Annotated in this window: 18 protein-coding genes; 3 read left to right on the top strand and 15 right to left on the bottom strand. The window is 30.7% G+C overall.

Annotated elements, in window-relative coordinates; genetic code table 11:
• Positions 1-167 precede the first annotated feature (167 nt).
• Positions 168-1,097: an aspartate carbamoyltransferase gene (gene pyrB / locus AACQ14_RS00870; protein ID WP_339361675.1), complete on the top strand. Its 930-nt coding sequence runs from the start codon at positions 168-170 to the stop codon at positions 1,095-1,097.
• On the top strand, positions 1,084-1,506 hold the full coding sequence (locus tag AACQ14_RS00865; RefSeq protein WP_339361674.1) for an aspartate carbamoyltransferase regulatory subunit: 423 nt from the start codon (positions 1,084-1,086) through the stop codon (positions 1,504-1,506). Before pyrB ends, AACQ14_RS00865 begins: the two co-directional genes overlap by 14 nt.
• Positions 1,507-1,656: 150 nt before the next feature.
• Here AACQ14_RS00865 and AACQ14_RS00860 read toward each other — a convergent pair whose 3' ends face one another.
• The 9 genes from AACQ14_RS00860 to asnA all read right to left on the bottom strand — a co-directional run bounded on the left by AACQ14_RS00860 (position 1,657) and on the right by asnA (position 11,396).
• Positions 1,657-3,297 (bottom strand): amidohydrolase, encoded by a 1,641-nt coding sequence (locus AACQ14_RS00860; protein ID WP_339361673.1) that lies wholly within the window; start codon positions 3,295-3,297, stop codon positions 1,657-1,659.
• Between the two features lie 22 nt (positions 3,298-3,319).
• A complete protein-coding gene (locus AACQ14_RS00855; RefSeq protein WP_339361672.1) occupies positions 3,320-4,273 on the bottom strand; it encodes a DegV family protein in 954 nt (317 codons plus the stop codon).
• 224 nt (positions 4,274-4,497) lie between these two features.
• The gene (locus tag AACQ14_RS00850) at positions 4,498-5,376 is read right to left on the bottom strand and encodes a DUF2935 domain-containing protein (protein ID WP_339361671.1); all 879 of its coding nucleotides are present in this window, start codon (positions 5,374-5,376) and stop codon (positions 4,498-4,500) included.
• 70 nt (positions 5,377-5,446) lie between these two features.
• Entirely contained in the window at positions 5,447-6,172 is a 726-nt protein-coding gene (locus AACQ14_RS00845; RefSeq protein WP_339361670.1) for a MerR family transcriptional regulator, read from the bottom strand.
• Between the two features lie 233 nt (positions 6,173-6,405).
• Complete coding sequence (locus AACQ14_RS00840) at positions 6,406-7,974, bottom strand: ClC family H(+)/Cl(-) exchange transporter (protein WP_339361669.1); 1,569 nt, start codon at positions 7,972-7,974, stop codon at positions 6,406-6,408.
• 12 nt (positions 7,975-7,986) lie between these two features.
• Positions 7,987-8,310 carry a hypothetical protein gene (locus AACQ14_RS00835; protein WP_339361668.1) on the bottom strand — a complete coding sequence of 108 codons (324 nt, stop codon included), beginning with the start codon at positions 8,308-8,310 and terminating at the stop codon, positions 7,987-7,989.
• A gap of 23 nt (positions 8,311-8,333) precedes the next feature.
• The gene (locus tag AACQ14_RS00830) at positions 8,334-9,527 is read right to left on the bottom strand and encodes a cation:proton antiporter (RefSeq protein WP_339361667.1); all 1,194 of its coding nucleotides are present in this window, start codon (positions 9,525-9,527) and stop codon (positions 8,334-8,336) included.
• 127 nt (positions 9,528-9,654) lie between these two features.
• Positions 9,655-10,020, bottom strand: coding sequence for a Na-translocating system protein MpsC family protein (locus tag AACQ14_RS00825; RefSeq protein WP_339361666.1), 366 nt, complete (start codon positions 10,018-10,020; stop codon positions 9,655-9,657).
• A 368-nt stretch (positions 10,021-10,388) separates the two neighbouring features.
• The gene (gene asnA, locus AACQ14_RS00820; protein ID WP_339361665.1) at positions 10,389-11,396 is read right to left on the bottom strand and encodes an aspartate--ammonia ligase; all 1,008 of its coding nucleotides are present in this window, start codon (positions 11,394-11,396) and stop codon (positions 10,389-10,391) included.
• A gap of 246 nt (positions 11,397-11,642) precedes the next feature.
• Between asnA and AACQ14_RS00815 the strand changes: the two genes are divergently transcribed.
• Positions 11,643-12,236 (top strand): SPOR domain-containing protein, encoded by a 594-nt coding sequence (locus AACQ14_RS00815; RefSeq protein WP_339361664.1) that lies wholly within the window; start codon positions 11,643-11,645, stop codon positions 12,234-12,236.
• Positions 12,237-12,362: 126 nt separating this feature from the next.
• Here the strand turns inward: AACQ14_RS00815 and AACQ14_RS00810 are convergent, their stop codons facing one another.
• From AACQ14_RS00810 to AACQ14_RS00785, 6 genes are all read right to left on the bottom strand, one after another.
• Positions 12,363-12,842, bottom strand: coding sequence for a methylated-DNA--[protein]-cysteine S-methyltransferase (locus tag AACQ14_RS00810; RefSeq protein WP_339361663.1), 480 nt, complete (start codon positions 12,840-12,842; stop codon positions 12,363-12,365).
• Between the two features lie 13 nt (positions 12,843-12,855).
• Positions 12,856-13,527: a YukJ family protein gene (locus tag AACQ14_RS00805; protein WP_339361662.1), complete on the bottom strand. Its 672-nt coding sequence runs from the start codon at positions 13,525-13,527 to the stop codon at positions 12,856-12,858.
• A gap of 64 nt (positions 13,528-13,591) precedes the next feature.
• Entirely contained in the window at positions 13,592-15,388 is a 1,797-nt protein-coding gene (locus AACQ14_RS00800; RefSeq protein WP_339361661.1) for a MutS-related protein, read from the bottom strand.
• Between the two features lie 186 nt (positions 15,389-15,574).
• A complete protein-coding gene (locus tag AACQ14_RS00795) occupies positions 15,575-16,021 on the bottom strand; it encodes an Hsp20/alpha crystallin family protein (protein WP_339361660.1) in 447 nt (148 codons plus the stop codon).
• Positions 16,022-16,265: 244 nt separating this feature from the next.
• Positions 16,266-17,648: an MATE family efflux transporter gene (locus tag AACQ14_RS00790; RefSeq protein WP_339361659.1), complete on the bottom strand. Its 1,383-nt coding sequence runs from the start codon at positions 17,646-17,648 to the stop codon at positions 16,266-16,268.
• A gap of 43 nt (positions 17,649-17,691) precedes the next feature.
• The gene (locus tag AACQ14_RS00785) at positions 17,692-18,966 is read right to left on the bottom strand and encodes an MDR family MFS transporter (protein WP_339361658.1); all 1,275 of its coding nucleotides are present in this window, start codon (positions 18,964-18,966) and stop codon (positions 17,692-17,694) included.
• Positions 18,967-19,500: the final 534 nt, after the last annotated feature.

Here is a 19,500-nt window from a genome sequence, read left to right as displayed (position 1 = left end):
TAGGTGTATCATACTACCTGGTGTCATATTAGCAAGAACATATGCCTTCCTATAGGGAAGTTTTTTTATGTCCAAATATAATTATATAATGGAAGAATCCCCAAAAGATATCCTATAAAATTATAACCTTTAATCTAGTACCGTGATACTAAAAAGGAGGAAATACCATGTTAAAAGGAAAACATTTGATACAACCAGATGATTTTACTGTTGAGGAATTGGAAGAAATTTTTACATTGGCAGATGATATTATTAAAGACCCAGATAAATACTTGGACGTTTGCAAAGGCAAACTATTAGCAACTCTATTCTACGAACCATCTACAAGAACAAGATTTAGTTTTGAAGCAGCAATGCTAAGACTAGGGGGTGGAGTATTCGGATTTTCTGAAGCTTCATCATCATCAGTTTCCAAAGGTGAAAGTATTGGAGATACTATCAGGGTGGTTGGCTGTTATGCTGATATAGCTGTAATGAGGCACCCGAAAGAAGGTGCGCCAAAACTTGCATCTAAATATTCTAATATTCCAGTGATTAATGCAGGTGACGGAGGACACCAGCATCCTACTCAGACATTAACTGATTTGCTTACAATCCGTTCATACAAAAAAAGTTTTTCTAATAATGTCATTGGCTTATGCGGTGACTTGAAATTCGGAAGAACGGTTCATTCATTAGTTAAAGCCCTTAGCAGATATGAAAATATTAAATTTGTTTTTATAGCTCCACCAGAGCTTGAAATACCATCTTATATTACTGATGAACTTACTGACCATGAATTTTATCAAACATCCAATCTAGAAGAAGCTATCCCTGAACTTGATATATTATATATGACTCGTATCCAAAAAGAAAGATTTTTTAATGAAGAAGAATATCTCAGACTAAAAGGTTATTATCTATTAGATAATGATAAATTAACAAATGCTAAGGAAGATATGATTATTCTACATCCATTACCAAGAGTAGATGAAATAAGCACAGAGGTAGATAATGACCCCAGAGCAGTTTATTTTAACCAGGCTAAGTATGGTATGTATGTTAGAATGGCACTGATATTAAAGCTTTTAGGAGGGGATATTAATGTTAAAAATTAATGGAATCAAAAAAGGGATTGTTATAGACCATATAAAAGCTGGACTAGGATACAAAATATTTAAAGAGCTAAAATTAGATGAGGCAGACTGTACTACAGCTCTTATTAAAAATGCGCCTTCCAACAAATTAGGTAAGAAAGATTTAATAAAAATAGATAATGTAATTGATCTCAATCTAGACATTCTTGGATTAATAGACCCGGGACTTACAATCACAATCATTGATGACGAGAAGATAGTAGATAAGATAAAACTATCTATTCCAGAAAAAGTTGTCGGTATTCTTAAATGCAATAATCCTAGATGCGTAACCACTATTGAAAAAAATGAAGATATCACATTTACTTTAGTTGATGCAGAGAAAAAAGAATATAAATGTGAGTATTGTGATACTAGAACTTCTCTATAAAACAATATAAAATCTAAAATCGTTACAGGCTGTCTAAATATATTTAGCAAATTATGCATAAAAATATATTTGGGCAGCCTATTACATATATATATATGAACTTGAACATCTATACATCCATTTCATTAAGTTCAATATATTTCCATGATTTTATAATACCATTTGCTGTTTCATTCTATCATATACAACAACGCCATCAACTATTGTATAATCCACCTTCATATCTTTTATCTTATGGCACTCCATCTCAAATATATCATTATCAAGAACTACTAAATCAGCTAACATACCTTCTTTTATAGTCCCTTTTATATCTTCTTCAAAAGAAGCATATGCTCCTTCTTTAGTAAAAGAACTGATTGCTTGTAGAGTAGTTACCTTTTGCTCTGGCAACCATCCCTCCACTGGAAGACCCTCTAATGTTTTTCTTGTTACAGCACAATATATTCCATGTAATACATTAAAAGGTTCAACAGGACAATCGGACCCATATGGAGTATGTACCCCCATATCAATCAAGGTTTTGAAATTGTAGCTGTATTTGGCTCTTTCTTTGCCTATCCTCTTTTCCACAATAGAAATATCCCCATCCAGAAAAATAGGCTGGATATATCCAATAGCATCAATTTCTTTAAATTCATTGAGTAATTGTTTTGTCGTAATCTGACTATGTACAATACCATGACGATGGTCTTTTCTCGGATATTTATTAATAGCTTTTTTTATGCTTGAAAAAGCCATGTCCATTATCTTATCTCCAATGCAATGAATCGCTATCTGCATGTTATTTTTATGAGCACATAAAACCAGTTGATCCAATTGGTCCTGTGTTAATTTTCCAATACCACAGGTACTGCTATCATCTTCATATGGTTCTGATAAATAAGCTGTTCTAGCTCCTAGAGAACCATCGGCAAGTATCTTCAATGGACCTATCTTGAAAAAATTGTCTCCTTGACCTGTTCTATATCCTTTGTTCAAGAATCCTTGAAAAGTTTCAATATCGCCCAATAAACATTGTTCATATATCCTTACAGGAAGTTCTCCATCATCTCTCAGTTCTTCATATGCTTTTATAATCTTGTCATAATCATTATCAGAAAAATTATCAAGATCATCGGTCTGAATTGACGTTATTCCTTCACTTAATGCTAATTTACAAGCACTTGTAATCATATCTTTTATTTCAGCTATAGTTGGTGAAGGCATATTATCATATACTATGTTCATAGCATTTTCTCTGAAAACACCTGTTGGTTCATTATTTTCGTCTAAATCAAAATGACCTCCAGCTACTTGAAAAGTATCTCCAGTTATATTTAACATTTTGAGGGCATATGAATTAATTACCAGAACATGTCCACAGGCTCTTATAAAACAAATTGGTCTATCCACACTTATTTTATCAAGATCATATCTATTTAACATTCTTGGTTCATCAAAGTTATTTTGATTCCAGCCTCTTCCTTTGATCCAACCAACATTTACAGTATCTTGCTTAATGGATTTCTTAGATTTTTCTATGATTTCATCAACCGAAGTAAGCCCTGCCAATCTAATCATACTACCTGTATAAGCAAAATTTATTAAATGCATATGACTATCATTAAAACCTGGTAAAAGTGTTCTTCCCTGCAAATCTATTAACTTAGTATTTTCTTTTTTGTATTTTAATACTTCTTCATCATTTCCAACTTTATATATTTTATTTCCTTTTATAAATACCCCACTGGCATAAGGTTTATCCTCATCCATTGTTATTACCTTGCCATTATACAAAATAATATCCATCTTTCTCCCCCTAGTGTTTACATTATTTCTTTATCTTTTCAATAAAATCATTAGTCTTATCAACAAATTCATGCATGCGATTAACTAATAGATTATCAAAAACTTGACCTTTCCTTTTCTCCATATAGAACATAGAAACTGCTCCAAGCCCAACATGAGTACCTACGGCAACTCCCATTTGCATTATTAAAATCTCCCCAGTAAATTCAGAATCTCGCTTGATTCTTTCTTTTAGATTTTCTGCATATTTTATATCAGATGTATAGCCTATTATAATAAAATTACTATATCTCATGTCAATTCTTTTATTGAATTCCTTAACCAAGAAAGATAGGACTTTTTTTCTTCCACGTTCTTTTGCTACTATGGCTCCTTTTCCCTTTTTCATGGTCATTATTGGTTTAATTCTAAGTATTTTACCTACAAAAGCACTAGCATTGGTAAGTCTTCCACTTTTGATAAGATGATCCAGATCGTCCACTGTCAAAAAATGTTTTACCTGTTTTTTATGAACCTCTATCCAGTTGACCAATCTGTCAAAGCTAGCTCCTCTATCTCTATAAATAGCAGCTTTCATGATTAACCAGCCGCTACCATGGCTCATACACTTAGAGTCAATTACCTCTATCCTGACTTCTGATTTCTCATTTTCTTCATAGAAATATGCTTTTGCAAGTTCTGCAGATTGATATGAACCACTAGTTGAACTAGACATACATATACATAATATCTCATTGTGTCCTTCTTCAACTGCCTCATTGATGATTCTTAAGAATTCAGATGGATTAGGCATTGAAGTAGTTGGTTCATTTTCTAATTCTTCAATAATTGTATAGAATTTATCTGCTGATATATCTATTTTATCTCTATAAACTTTGCCATTTATATTTATAGTAAGTGGAGCTATTCCTATATCATATTTCTTAATAATATTTGGTGATAGGTCACAAGTTGAATCTGCTATTATTTTTATCATTTTCTTCCTCCTGATTGCTTTCTGTTGTTAATTAAAAAATATGTAATATGTGAATACTCATATTTAGTATACTCCATTTAGTATTAATTTAAAAGAATTGTTATGGTTCTTATAGAAATAAATGGCACAAAAAAATAGACTCTATTCATTAAACAGCCCCTAAACTTTGTTTAAGTTATCTGATTAAGTAAAGTCTATTTTTAATGAGTCTTCTATATTATCTTTTAGTTAATTCTACCATATTGACTTTCCATAATTTTTTCTGTCAACAGTTTTGCATATTCATGTTCTTTAATTATATGTTCAAGAATAGCAAAGAATAATTTTGGCAAGTTATTCTTAATATTAGCAGGTAAATTTTCCACGTTATCTTTCAATCTATCTAACAGTACAAGAATTTCTTTGTTAACATTACAAAATTCTTTTAATATTATACCAAGGTTCATTATATTCAACTTAGAATATATGCAAGAGAGTTTATAATTAATCTTATTGAATCTATTAGCTATATCATTAAATTCATTAATGATTTTTTTAGGTAATTGCTCCATTTCATCAGGGCTGATATTCATAATAATAGATGGATGTTCAGCACCTATAATACTCCAAAAATATATTTGTCCATATATGCATTGTAATGGATTAGTACCTAGAGCCATTCGTCTAAAATTAGAGTTTATTATCACATTATCTGGATCAACATCTCCAGTACACATCAAAGGTCTAAAAATTTCCTTAACATACATCTGTTCATATAAGATATGATATGTAACTTGATATAATATTGGGAAACCATTGAAACCTTCAAATTTTAGCCTTTGTAATAATATGATAAAATGATCATTGGCTATAAGAAATCTCTTTACCATAAAATAAACATTAGTATCTCTCTTAACATCATCCAGTTCATTATAGATGTTTTGGAACGTTTTGTAGAGCCTCTTCAAGTCATTATTAAAGCTATCAAATAGAATTCCTTTGTTTGGAGTTGCAGAATTTAATAAAACATCAATATGCTGGTACGAGTTTTTAGACCAGTACCTGATAGTTTCTATTGTAATAGCATTTACAAAAGAATAAATTCCACAATCAAACATATCCATAAGCATCTCTCCCACATAATATTAATATAACTTAATATCATTATAAGAGAGATAAATGCTTTTTGTTACATTATCCTTGGTAATTGTCACAATAATAGTCCATTGCCTCTTTCATATACTTAGCTAAACCCTGCTTTGTTTTATCAATATTTTTAGTAAAGCGCTCATCATTTACATACAATTGTCCAAGCCCTCTAAAAATCTCCATATTACAGTCATAATAATATGTTGTAATGTGGTTTTTCCACTGACCAATTAATTGTTGTATATAAGGATCGCTTACATCTTTATCCATATTTTCAGCTAGGTTACTATAGATTGTATTAGCTTCGTTCATTATTTCTTCCCATTTCTTTTTACTATATTTGCTTGTTTTTTTGTAGCTATCAACAGCTGTATCTCCATATTTTTCAATAGCTTCTTCTTTATATTTTTCATAATTTTCCATACTAAATAGATTCATCATTTTTTTGTCAAATCCTCTCTTTAAAGTTCTGTCTATAGAACTTATCATATTATTTAATCTTTTTTTCTTTTCCAGTAACAGTTTTTTATGCTGTTTTAGTGCTTCTGCTTTATTAAAACTAGGGTTACTCATTATTTCTTTTATTTTAACTAGTTTGAAATCAAGTTCTTTAAAGAATAGTATCTGAAATAATGTTTCTAGTTCAGCGTCACTGTATATTCTATAACCTGATTCTGTTATTATTTTTGGTTTAAGTAAACCTATTTCATCATAATAGTGAAGAGTTCTTACACTTATACCAGCAATTTTGCTTACTTCTTTTACGGTCATTATAATCACCTTCATTTGTATTAGTAATATTACTGAAATTAATTATATACTATTACGTTACGTAGGGGTCAAGGGTATAAATGAAAAATAATTAAGAGTGTTGTTTAACAGTCGTTTAGATATTATAGATACAAAAAACACCTCACTAAATAGATAAATAATCTTTTGTGAGGTGTTTTTCATTAAAATTATATTAGGGTTTATATGTAAAACAGTTAAGTAAATATAAATATTTATTCAACTGTAGCCATATCAAGTAGTTCCAATTTCATTGTGTCTGCGTCATTGGAATCCGTTAGTATGATTAAAAAGTCACCGGCGTAGATTTTATATTCTCCATTGGGGATCAATTCTTTTTCTCCTCTTCTAATTCCAACTACTAGGCAATTAGAAGGCCATGTTATATTTTTAATCTTTCTATGTTCAATTTCTGAACCAAACATTACAGGTACTTCGAGTATAACTTTTTTCTCGCCTGCTTCTTTCATGTAGTTACCTTTTTTGTTCTTCAATAATTTTTCTAGCAATAGGTCGTATATTGCTCCTGAATTTATTACTCCAGTTACAACTTGTGCTACTAAGCAGATTGTTATAAGTGGTAACAGGTGATTAAAGGAACCTGTCATCTCAGTGACTAGTATACTTCCTGTTATTGGAGCTTTTACAATAGCTGTAAAATAAGCCGCCATTGCCAAAGTTATAAAGTTGAGTATATACACTTCATCTATATTAAATACTGAAACACATACTTGTCCATAAGCTTTTCCGATTAATGCTCCTAGTACAAGAACAGGTAGGAATATACCACCTGGCACACCAGACCCGTAGGATATAACTGTAAATAATAGCTTTAAGATAAATAAAACTATTAATATCTTAATCAACATGTTTTCATTAGTTAATCTGACAATCAACTCATGACCCCCACCTAATATACTTGGAATTGTAAATCCTAGAATTCCAGATATTAAAAGAGGTATTACTGGTTTATATATTGATTTTATTTTTTTTGAACCATCTATGTGTTTAGAAGCTAATAATAGTAGATTATTAAATAGTTTTCCAAGTACAGCTGCTATAATTCCTAAGCCAACAATCATGAGGTAATATTTAAGTGGTAGAATTTCTAAGTTAGTAAAGTCAAATATAGGCTTAAGTCCAAAGAAATTACTTGAAACAAAATCTGCTGTTATAGATGCTCCCATTGCACACATAAGTATAATAGGGGAAAAATTACGGTGTAATTCTTCTAGTGCAAATATAACTCCTGCAAGTGGTGCATTGAAAGCTGCTGCAAGTCCTGCACTTGCACCGGCAGTAACTAGATATTTTTCTTCAAGATGAAATCTCTTGAAAATACGGCTAAATCCAAGTCCAGCTGTAGCTCCCATTTGTACTGAAGGGCCTTCTCTTCCTAATGAAAGTCCGAACCCAATAGATAATATTCCACCAAAGAATTTTAGTACTAGTTCTTTCAACCAGCTGATGCCAAGCTGTCTAACCAAGAAACCTTTTATCTGTGGGATACCACTACCTTTTATCATTGGATATTTTTTGACTAACGCTCCAAGGATGATTCCCACTATTATCAATAGTACAAACCATAGTATAATCATTGCAGTTTTCCCAGACATAAATTCATAGGCTTTATCTCTAATCTCATCTGCATGGCTTAAACATACTCTGTATGAAACGATTATAAGTCCTGTTATGAATCCAATGATGATTCCTTCTAATATGACCTTTAAATCCAGAGTATACCAATGATTCAATGTATCCGTAGTTTTATTATTGTTACTCAAATTAAGCACTCCTTAGGCTAATGAAATAGATTTACAATCTTCTAGTATTGGTAATATGGCATAACTGTCAATACAATCTTCTAGTCCTAATTTCTGTAATTTCCCATATATGTCTTTATATGATTCTTTTTCCATTGTAATTAAACTTGTCAACTTGTATTTGTTTTCGTATAATCCTGAAATAGAACCACCTATTATAGTATGTTTGAGTTTTTTATCTAATCCATCTTTTACTGTTAACCATAAAACACTATGAACTCCATTTTTTGTTGTTAATACACTTTCGAATAGATTCTTTTTGCTTTCGTCATTTATTGTACACAATACCAAATACATTTTATCATGCCTCCAATTATCATCTATGACATACTAACTTTTTTATTGTTTTTATTATTGTAAACTACCTTTAAAAGTATTGGTGTAATTATTGTGGTAATGATAACAACGATAATCAGAGGAGCAAAATACGTATCATTCATCAGTCCGATAGAAGCTCCTTTATCAGCTACAATAAGCGCAACTTCACCTCTGGAAATCATTCCAACTCCAATTTGAATAGCCTCTTTGCTCTCATATCCACACATTCTAGCACCCAATCCACATCCTACCACCTTAGTAAGGATTGCAATGATAAGTAGTACTACTGCGAATAAAATAATCTTCATATCCATATTTTCAACACTTGTTTTTATACCTATACTTGCAAAGAAAATAGGTGATAAAAGCATATAGGATGTAATATCCAACTTCTCTGAAACATAATCGGAATGTGTTACATTAGAAATAATTATCCCTGCCAAGAATGCCCCAGTTATATCTGCTACTCCAAAAAACTCTTCAGCTATGTAAGCTAAAATCAAACAGAATGCTAAACTATATATTGGAAGTCTTCTTTTCTTTCCGTACTTATCAGACATTTTATTGAATATATAGTAGAAAACAAATGCACAGACAGCAGCGAATATAAAGAATAATAATATCCTCACTAAAATGCTTACAATGCTTACACTTGGGTCAGCAAAACTAGAAATGACTGTTAGAATAATTATTCCAAGTACATCATCAATAACTGCTGCTCCAAGAATAGCTGTTCCTGATGGAGATTTTAATTTTCCCATTTCCCTTAATGTTTCGACTGTAATACTAACAGATGTTGCTGTAAGAACCACTCCGATAAATATATTTTCAAGCAATTCTTTTTGAGTCATGTGTGATAGGTTTCCGGCAAATAAGCCCGCTACTACAAGTCCTCCGATAAGTGGCAACAAAACTCCCAATACTGCAATTATTAAAGAAGCTTTTCCACATTTTTTTAATTCCTTCAAATCTGTCTCTAGACCTGCTGAGAACATTAAAACAATAACACCTAACTCAGCCATTTTATCTATAAAATCACTTTCATGGACAACATTCAACAGTGCTGGCCCAAGTATTAATCCCGCAAGAAGCGCTCCTACTACTTGTGGCATACGTATTTTTCTAGTCATTAAACCTAATAATTTTGTACTAAGTAAGATAATCGCTAAATCTAAGAAAAAACCATATGATAACATTATGACACTCTCCTTATAATATATTCTAGTTAATTAATCATATTAATGCAATCATTTATTATCATATTAAAAACTTGAACTTCTTCAATGTTTTAATATATTAATAAATATTGGAATATTGTAAAGATTAATCTAGTTTTAATCTTTCTTCTAGATTACAATCCAATATGAACATATCAATTCGTTCACCTGTTTTGGTACTAATATCATTGTGTATACTTATTACTTTTGCTCCAGTAAGATTCTGCATCAATTCTTCTAATTTTGGACGAATGATACTCTCTAACTGAATCCTTATCTCTTTTATCAAACCTTTACCTTGGTCAGTAATAGCTAATTGCTTCTCGGCTGGTGTCAGGACATTTTTCATTCTTATAATAATCATGTCTCCACTAATATAAGTTTTTGTTCCTTCAGCCCCTCTACCTAATTGTTCTCTCTGGAAAGCTACCATTTTAGTACTTATCAATGCTTCTAATTGTCCTTTAGTCATGTCTGATCCTCCCTAGAAATAAGTTTTTATTAAAAAAATCTATATAAAAGACCAGTTCCATTAAAGCTTATTCTTTTAGAAAGCTGTAAGAGAAACTGGTCCATAAAATTGTTTATCCAAAGATACTCAAACTCATTTACCAATAATATTAAAGTTTTATTACTTTTATTATATTTATACACAATACCTTTGTCAACTTTTTGTTTTTTATATAATACTCTTAGTTTTTTTGTGATAAACATGTATATTTAATACTTAGATTCAAATATAACTGTTAAACTTCCCTAATAAAAAATCCATTATGAATACTACTTGAAAAATTTCAAAACAAATTATTACAAAAAATATTTATCATATCTAAAAATAATCTATAATAAATTAATACCGTGAGATTCACAATCTGTTATCATTTCTTCTGGCCAAATACTAGCTTGTACTTCTCCAATATGTGCTTTTCTTAAGAAGTACATACATATTCTTGATTGACCTATTCCACCACCAATTGTATACGGAAGTGTTTTATTCAATATCATTTGATGATAATTCAATTCTTTTCTTTCCTCTGCCTCTGCAATTACTAATTGGCTTTCAAGAGATTCTTCGTCAACACGGATACCCATAGATGATAATTCAAAAGCTCTATTCAATACTGGATTCCAGAATACAATATCTCCGTTTAATTCCCAATCATCATAGTCTGGTGCTCTACCATCATGTTTCTCTCCTGATTTTAAAGCCCCTCCTATTTTCATGATGAAAACAGCATAATGTTCTTTTGCAGCTCTGTCTTCTCTCTCAGAAGGTTTTAGATTAGGATACAAGTCTTCTAATTCTTGAGTAGTAATAAACTTGATATCTTCAGGTAGATTTTTCCCTAGAAATGGGTATTTCCCATATAAGAAATTCTCTGTATCTTTAAATACTTTATAGATTTTTTTAACTACATCTTTTAGAAATTCTTCATTTCTTTGTTCCTTAGTTACAACTCTTTCCCAATCCCATTGGTCTACATAGATTGAGTGAAGATTGTCCATCTCTTCATCTCTTCTTATAGCGTTCATATCTGTATAGATACCTTTTCCAGATTCAACTTTATAACGATGAAGGGCCATCCTTTTCCATTTTGCTAGAGAATGTACAATCTCTGCAACCTTACCTGTTTCCTTGATATCAAAATTAACAGGTCTTTCATATCCATTCAAGTTATCATTAAGTCCTGTTTCCGGTAATACAAATAATGGTGCTGATACCCTAGTAAGATTCAATACTTTTGATAAAGAATTTTCAAAAAAATCTTTTGTTTGTTTTACTGCTATCTCCGTCTCCATAAGACTCATTTTTGATTCGTAATCTTCAATAATCATTAATCGCTTCATGTTGCCTCCTTGTGTAAGCTTTAACGCTTTGCCTTTTTATTACATTAAACCACGATATTTAAAAAATGTAAATACAATAATATAAATATACTGTTCTACACATAAAAAGTCAACCCTCAAACATATCTACTATTGAAATCGACATATATCTGCTATATAATCTAATATGACATAAGTTATTACAATTATTAGCATATTATCAGTAAAACAACTTATGTATTATAATCATATCGAGGAGGAGAATAAATGATTAAAAAAGTATTAATAAGCATGTTACTACTAACCCTAGTTCTTGTTGGTTGTCAAAAGAAACCATCACTTAATGAAATGGTGAATGATGATACTAATGATGTAAATAAGCAGCAAGAAACTACAGACATCACAACTGGAAATGATTCCAATGAATCAGATGTAGACACTGAATCTATGGACAAAATTAAGGAACTTGAAGACTCTCTAGCTGAAAAAGATAAGATTATTGATGATCTTAAAAATCAAAATGAAGACCTTAATAAGAAGTTAGATGAAAAAGAAGAAGAAGATAAAAAATCTAATACTTCTACAGTAAATACTGGTTCTTCTAGTTCAAAATCCAGTACAACTACAACTTCAAACACTGCTAAAAAATATTTTAGAGTAATTGTAGGTTCATTTGACAAAAAAGAAAATGCTACTAAGCTAAAAGAAGAACTTATCACTAAGAAAATAGATGCTTATGTTTCACCAAATAACAATAAGTATAGAGTTATAGCTGGTACATTTTCACAAATGAAAAACGCTACAAAAAGAAAAGACCTTGTAGATAAAGCAGGATATGACAGCTTTATTGTTTCTGAATAAATATTATAAGTCATTACATAAACAAATATTACTAAACTACATATAGTATCTAAGGGGTAGTTTCCTATATATTTCATGACTAACCAAAGTCAAAATATATTACGGTAACTGCCCCTTAATTTATTATTATCCATTATATTTTCTTTCTAATTTTAATAGCTCATCTTTTGTATCTAATCCTCCAGCATACCCAACCAGTTTTCCACTGCTGCCAATTACCCTATGACATGGAACTACTATAGCTATTGGATTTTTGGAATTAGCCATCCCTACTGCTCTGCAAGCTTTTTCATTCCCTACTGCAACAGCAATATCCTTGTATGAGCAAACTTCACCATATGGAATTTTGGTTAGTGCATTCCATACTTTCTTTTGAAACTGAGTTCCTTGTGGATTTAATTTCAAATCAAATATTTTTCTTTGGCCACTAAAATATTCATCTAGCTGGTTAAAAGTATCTGTGAAGAAATCATCATTTCTAATCCACTCTTTTGATTGTTCAAGTTCATTACCTGATTTAGTTTGAAGATGTAAATAAGACAGCCCTTTTTCATCTCCTACAACAATAATAGGAAATAAAGGCGAATTAAATACTCCATAAAACATGTTTTAATCCCCCCTATCTCTTTTTCTTTTTGTATTTATAGTTAGCTTGACCTGTACAATCATCATTATCCCATGATTGGGATTGGAAGGCAAGGAAAATTCCAATCCACTTGTCTATCTCTTTATAATGTATAAAAAGACACCCGTCTTGCCATACTCCACTATCTTTTTTCCACTTTCTAATATTACCTTGATTCATATGGATATCATGCATACCCATTGAAGGACTAAAGCCAAAAATCCTATCTACTTTACAGTAATTACCAGTTTTCCATTTTGACCCATATATATAAATATCAGTATCTTCAGATGAAATTGCTTTATCTATGTAGTAATTTAGTTTCTCATTAAGGTCATTATTAGGTCCAGCTTTGTCATGAGGAATTTTCTTCATATCATCTCTAGAAAACCCCATGTTTCCTCGTATATAATCAATAGATACACAGTTACTGAAATAAAATCCATATGGTAATTCAGTAATTATTGAAGTTATTCCATGTTCAAAATTTTCATTAGTATAAAAAAGTAATTCGGATAATACATCATTTGACTTTATATTGATTGATATTCTATAGTTTTCTTCATTGGCTTTAACATGAATATGATAATGAGGTCTGTTATTATCTCTTTCTTCTTTTGTTGCTACTGCTTTGCCCTTTAATAGTCCGTAAGCTTGTAAACTCATGAGGTTCCCCTTTCCACCTGATATAGAAAATAACTTAACTCATTTAATTATATCAAAGAAAATCTTATATATCTATCCCAATTTCCTTCATTAAAAATACCGCATTAAATGTATTGGAAACACCTGAATATAATTTATAATCGAATAATATCTTATTATCCTTATAGTGTTCTTGAAAATGATAATTCTTGACTCTAGAATCAGATTCTGATTCTAAATCAGCTAATTCCAAGTCATGAGTTGAAACAAGTCCTAACGTATTTCCTTTACATAATTTTTTAATTAAGGTTCTAGCACCTATATGCCTATCTCTTGAGTTGGTACCTTTAAATATTTCATCTAATAGATAGAATACTTTTTTACCTTCATTAGTAGCCCCAATTATTTTTTTGATTCTTAATAACTCTGCATAGAATGAAGATATTTTGTTATCTATATCATCTTTTACTCTCATAGAAGTATATAAATCCATCATAGGACAGCAAAACTCTTTTGCACATACTGGAGCTCCAGCATAAGCTAATACTAGATTAATTCCTATAGTTCTGAGAAACGTACTTTTACCTGACATATTGGAACCTGTTACCAAAAGAGAAGAATGTCTTCCCCCAAAAGTAACATTATTGCATACTCTGTCTCTTGCATTTATCAAAGGATGTCCTATATCAGTAGCTGATACTCTATATTCTTTAGTAATAGTAGGCATTACCCAATCTGGTTGTTCATAGACTACTGTAGCAAGACTTGCTAGAGCTTCAATTTCTCCCAATGAATCCAACCATTTTGGAAGATTTTTTCCATATTTGTTCTTCCAATTCTCAAGTGAAATAGCACATTGATAATCCCATAATGTAAGTATATCGAATATCAAATAGAATTGAAAATGTCTGATATTGAACATATCCATAATACTATCCAGCTTTTTTATCTGCTGAGAAGTAAGTTCATTATCACTTTCCATTTGTTTCTTCAAGTCTTGTAATAAACTTGATTCAAAATCTTGTGATTCAATTAACTTGATCATCTTATCGTATATGGATATCTGTTTTCTGAAATCGTCGATAGTAGATAACCTTGTATGCCTTTTATTAAGACCTATGAAAGCAACAATTATCTGTATACTTATGAATACCAATCCATATATATGTGAAAAAGATGGTATACAAAAAGGCAGTACAATAGTTAAAATGGAAACTATAGGTAATATCTTTACAAATAATCCTAATAGATTATTTAGATAGAATGGTGCTATATCCTTACTCCATTTTATTAACTCTCCTTCATCTATACTGTCATTATCTTCTAACATGCCCGCTGCTTCTAATTCATGAACCCAATTCATATTTTTAGAAAGCTCTATTATGGCTTGTTGTCTTTTTCTTATTAGTTCAATATTTTTATTGGGTTTTATAAGTGCATCTCTTAACTTCTTCTTACCCATTGGAGTGTTAGTATGATTTATCCATTGAAACAAGGAATTCTTACCGAATAAATCTAAATCCCATGAATAATTATGATCTTCATCAATGAATTCTTTACCATTCTTCTGGAATTTTTTCCATTCTCCCCTTAGACGCTTAATACCGTTTTCATTGATTTTACAAAGTGCTGTCAGCCTAGGCCTTAGGTCAATATTTTTTTGGTGTATAATTATTAAGCTGATAAAAATAACCAGTGTAATAATTAAACTGTTCAAGCTAAGTAGATAAGATTTTCTAGTATATGACCATATAGTAAATCCTAATCCTAAAAGAATTACAATAAGTCTAACATTACCATAGATATTGATTTTATGATTAAGCTTGTCTAACTCCTTATTATACGTATCTTTTCCCTTTATGTATTCTCTTTTTGGGTTCATTATTATTCACACTCCATTTACTAAATTTTATTACTATAATTAAATCCAATAGTTTTTAATACAACAATACCACATATAATAATCTTTTTAAAGTGTGAATATATATAAAAATTAAATAATCTTATAACATATAATTTATCAAATACAGGATATTAATAGAAATAGAGCCTCTATGGGCTCTATCTCTTAATTGACTTCTATATTAAATGTATTATCGGATTTTTCCTTTTTAGGAACTACGATCTTCAATACACCATCTTTTAATTGAGCTGAAATTTCTTCGGGAACGATATCCTTCAAATATATTCCTCTTTGCATAGAAGTTCTTTTTCTTTCCCTATGGATATAATAATCTTTTTCTTCATCTACGTTTTCTTCATGATTGACATTAATTGTTAGTCTACTATCATTATAATCGAGTTTCACATCTTCTTTATTAATTCCTGGTAACTCAGCTTCTACTAAATAATCTTTATCTGACTCTTTCACATCTACTTTAAATGTGTCGTTATACAAATTTCTTACAGGTAAAAAACTATTATTAAAGAAGTCATCAATCATGTCATAAAAATCATTGTTAAACGAGTTACTTTTCCTAATTGGGTTGTTATTAAATGGTGTTAATCCAAACATATTAATTCCTCCTATATCATAATTTATTTTCCATTGTTAGCACTCACTCTAATCGAGTGCTAACAATTTCTATATATAATATATCCCTTTTAGAGATTTTTGTCAAGAGTATATTTAAATTTTTTCACAAAAAAATATTAAGAGTTAAATTGATTGAAATAACAGATAAATAAGCATAAAAAAAGAGGCTATCGGATAATACATTTTTGGTATTATCCCACAGCCCCGTATTCTAATTAATATATTATGCCTCTAAGGGTTCTTTCTTTTCTACAACAACCTTATCCATCCATTTTCCTTTTTTATAGAAGTAATACATAAAAAAGAAACTAACAATGAAAGATAATCCTACTCCTGACCATAATCCTTTTATTCCTAATGGAGTATATGATAGTGCATAAGAAAGTGGAACCCGAAATCCCCATAAGCAGATTAAGCTTAACCACATGGATACCGAAGCAGCTCCTGCTCCTTGGAATACATTGGACATGACAATTCTACAACCTACAAATGCATATAATAATGTTATTCCATATATATAATAACGTCCCATTCCTATTACTTCTTTATCATCAGAGAATATATCAAAAAATACTGTAGGGAATATTGCAAAAATAGCTCCCAATATTATAAGTATGATAAATGATGCTTTCATGGCATATTTACCACTCTTGAATGCTCGTTCCTTTTGTCCAGCACCTAGATTCTGTCCAACTATTGAACTTGCAGCTTGAGCCAGTCCCATTGTAGGCATAGCCAACAGTGATTCCAATCTATTACCAATACCATGTGTTGCTATTGCAACATCACCAAACATATTTACTCTACTGATAATAACCGTTCCACCTAGGCTTATTACAGCTTGTGAAATACTAGAAGGTACTCCAATCTTAAATAATTGTTTAGTAATTTTTAAATCAACTTTTATATTACGTAAGTTCATTTTCAAGAAAGTCTTACCCCTGAGTACTACATAAAAAATGTATCCTGAAGCAAATACTCTAGATATTACAGTTGCATAAGCAGCTCCCGAAATACCTAGTTCAGGGAATATCCCCCATCCAAATATAAGAAATGGGTCCAATATCATATTTATTACACCAGAGACTATACCTGCAATCATAGGTGTTCTAGTATCTCCAATTCCACGTAATATCCCACTCATAATAAAGAATATGAACATGAATATCATACCTACCATTATTATAATGAAATAATCTTTTGCTATAGGTATAATATTATCTGGCGTCTGTAATAGGTCAAAAAGCTGCTTGTAAAAAATTATGCCTCCAGCAACAAAAACCAATGCAATAGCACCAATAACAATTAATGATGTATAGGCTACTTCATCAACCTTCTTATATTCTCTAGCACCATAGTATTGAGCTGCTAATGTTGCTGACCCTATACCCAATCCAGCTGCTAATGAAACTAATACAAATACAACTGAAAATGTAATAGTAACAGCTGCAATGGCTTCAGTACTATTGTCAAGTTTCCCTACCCAATATGTATCTGTCATATTATATATAACCTGTATCAGATTACCTATCATTATAGGCCATGCCAGTATCCACAGATTTTTCTTTATATCACCTTTAGTCGCGTCTATATTTTTATTCTTCATAAGTAAATCCTTTCTATATAACCCTTAATCTATAACTTTATTGTTATGATGCCTCTTTTTCAGAAAGTAATTCCTGAACGTTATCAATGTTTTCATTGTAACGTTTTTCTTTTGTAAATAATATATAAAGCATTATAAATGCTATCACTCCAACAAATCCAGTCAGTATCCATCCTTGTGATTTGCTGTGTGACACTAGGAACATTCCCATGAAGAATGGAGCAAAAGAACGTCCAGCAGCCTGAATCATACCTATAATGGAGTTAAATCTACCACGATGATTAACTGGTGAATGGTTAGAGATATAAACTCCTGTATTGGTTGTAGCAATTATTTCACCTGTTGTCCAGATGAATACAGCAACAAAAAATACCCATAACTCATTAATTAATCCCATCATACCAAAACCTATTATGTATGTTAAAGTTGCAATAGCTACATTAACAACTGGTTTAATCTTTCTTGTATAGTACATTATGATTGGCGTAAAGATAACAACAATCATTGTATTAATAGCCATTACATTACCAAAATATTTTGCTCCAAAATTAGGATATAATTCCTCCAGATGTAATGGCATAATAAATCCATGTTGATTATATACAAAACCAATAACAGAAGATATAATTACGAAGCCTAATAGGAATGGTCTTCTGACAAGTGCTTTAACTACAGAGCCTTTTTCCTCTTTTTCTCCTTCTCTATCAGATTCGTTAATTTCTTTTATCTGGGCTTTTGTTGGTCTAGTATCTTTTATATAAAAAGCAACTAATAATAAACTAATTAATGAAGTTATACCATCACCCCAAAATATCCATCTGGTGTAATGTTCAAATAAATATCCTGCAATTGTCAATCCAAAAGCAAGTCCAACATTCATTCCTAGGTACAATAAGGAGAAACTTTGTTTTCTATTTTCAGGAGTAGTTAAATCCGCTGTCATAGCACCACTTGCTGGGCCTGAAAAACTAGATATAAAGCTTGAAATAATAAGTAAATAAACAACCGTTATTGAATTACCAAGGAAACCACAAATAATAAATATGACAGCTGATAAAGTTCTTGAAACAAGTAAAATTGTTTTTCTATTACATTTATCAACTAGATGACCAGAAATAAGTGAACCAGGTATACCGACTAGAGAACAAACTAACATAAAACTACCAATGACATTTTCTTGCAAACCTAATCTCTTACTCAGAAACAGAGCTAAAAAGGCATAAACAAAACCGCCAATGGAATTAACAAATCTCTGAATAGCGAGAATGTAGATCTCTTTCGGCAAACCTGAATACTGTTTAAACGATTTTATAACCACTACATTATCCTCCTTATTAACTTTTTTTAAACATTGTTATAATATAATGGACTATAATTCGACTCTTGTCAAGTGATTCAATTAATAATCATTCTTTTATTTTTATATGATATCAAGTAAGTCAGAAAAAATGTTTTGTTCTTACTTGGAGTTTGCAAAATAGTATATGTATATGTTTCGCCAGCTACTTGCTCGTCCTGAGCTCAACAAATAATAATGGACATCGAGTCAATTATTATTTCTGACAGTCCAGTAGGGCTGTCAGATTAAATGCTGGGTTCGGCGTCCTGCCTCACTACTTCACATATACATATACTATTTTGCTTTAAGTCTCCATCAATATAGTTACAAAACACATTTTCTTCTATTTTAAATAACTACTGGATATTGCTTTTTCATAGATAAATAAAAATTAAACATATGACATTATCTATTAACGCAATACTTGTAACTAGCAGTATAGATTTTATAGGCTAAAGTCGCATTTTTAAACTGGCTAAAGAGTGGTAAATATAGAGAAAATCATATATAGTG

Origin of the sequence: Vallitalea maricola, assembly GCF_036985595.1 — a bacterium.
Classification (GTDB): Bacteria; Bacillota; Clostridia; order Lachnospirales; family Vallitaleaceae; genus Vallitalea; species Vallitalea maricola.
Note: the sequence above shows the minus strand (reverse complement) of the source record. Positions and strands in the feature narration are given on the sequence as shown.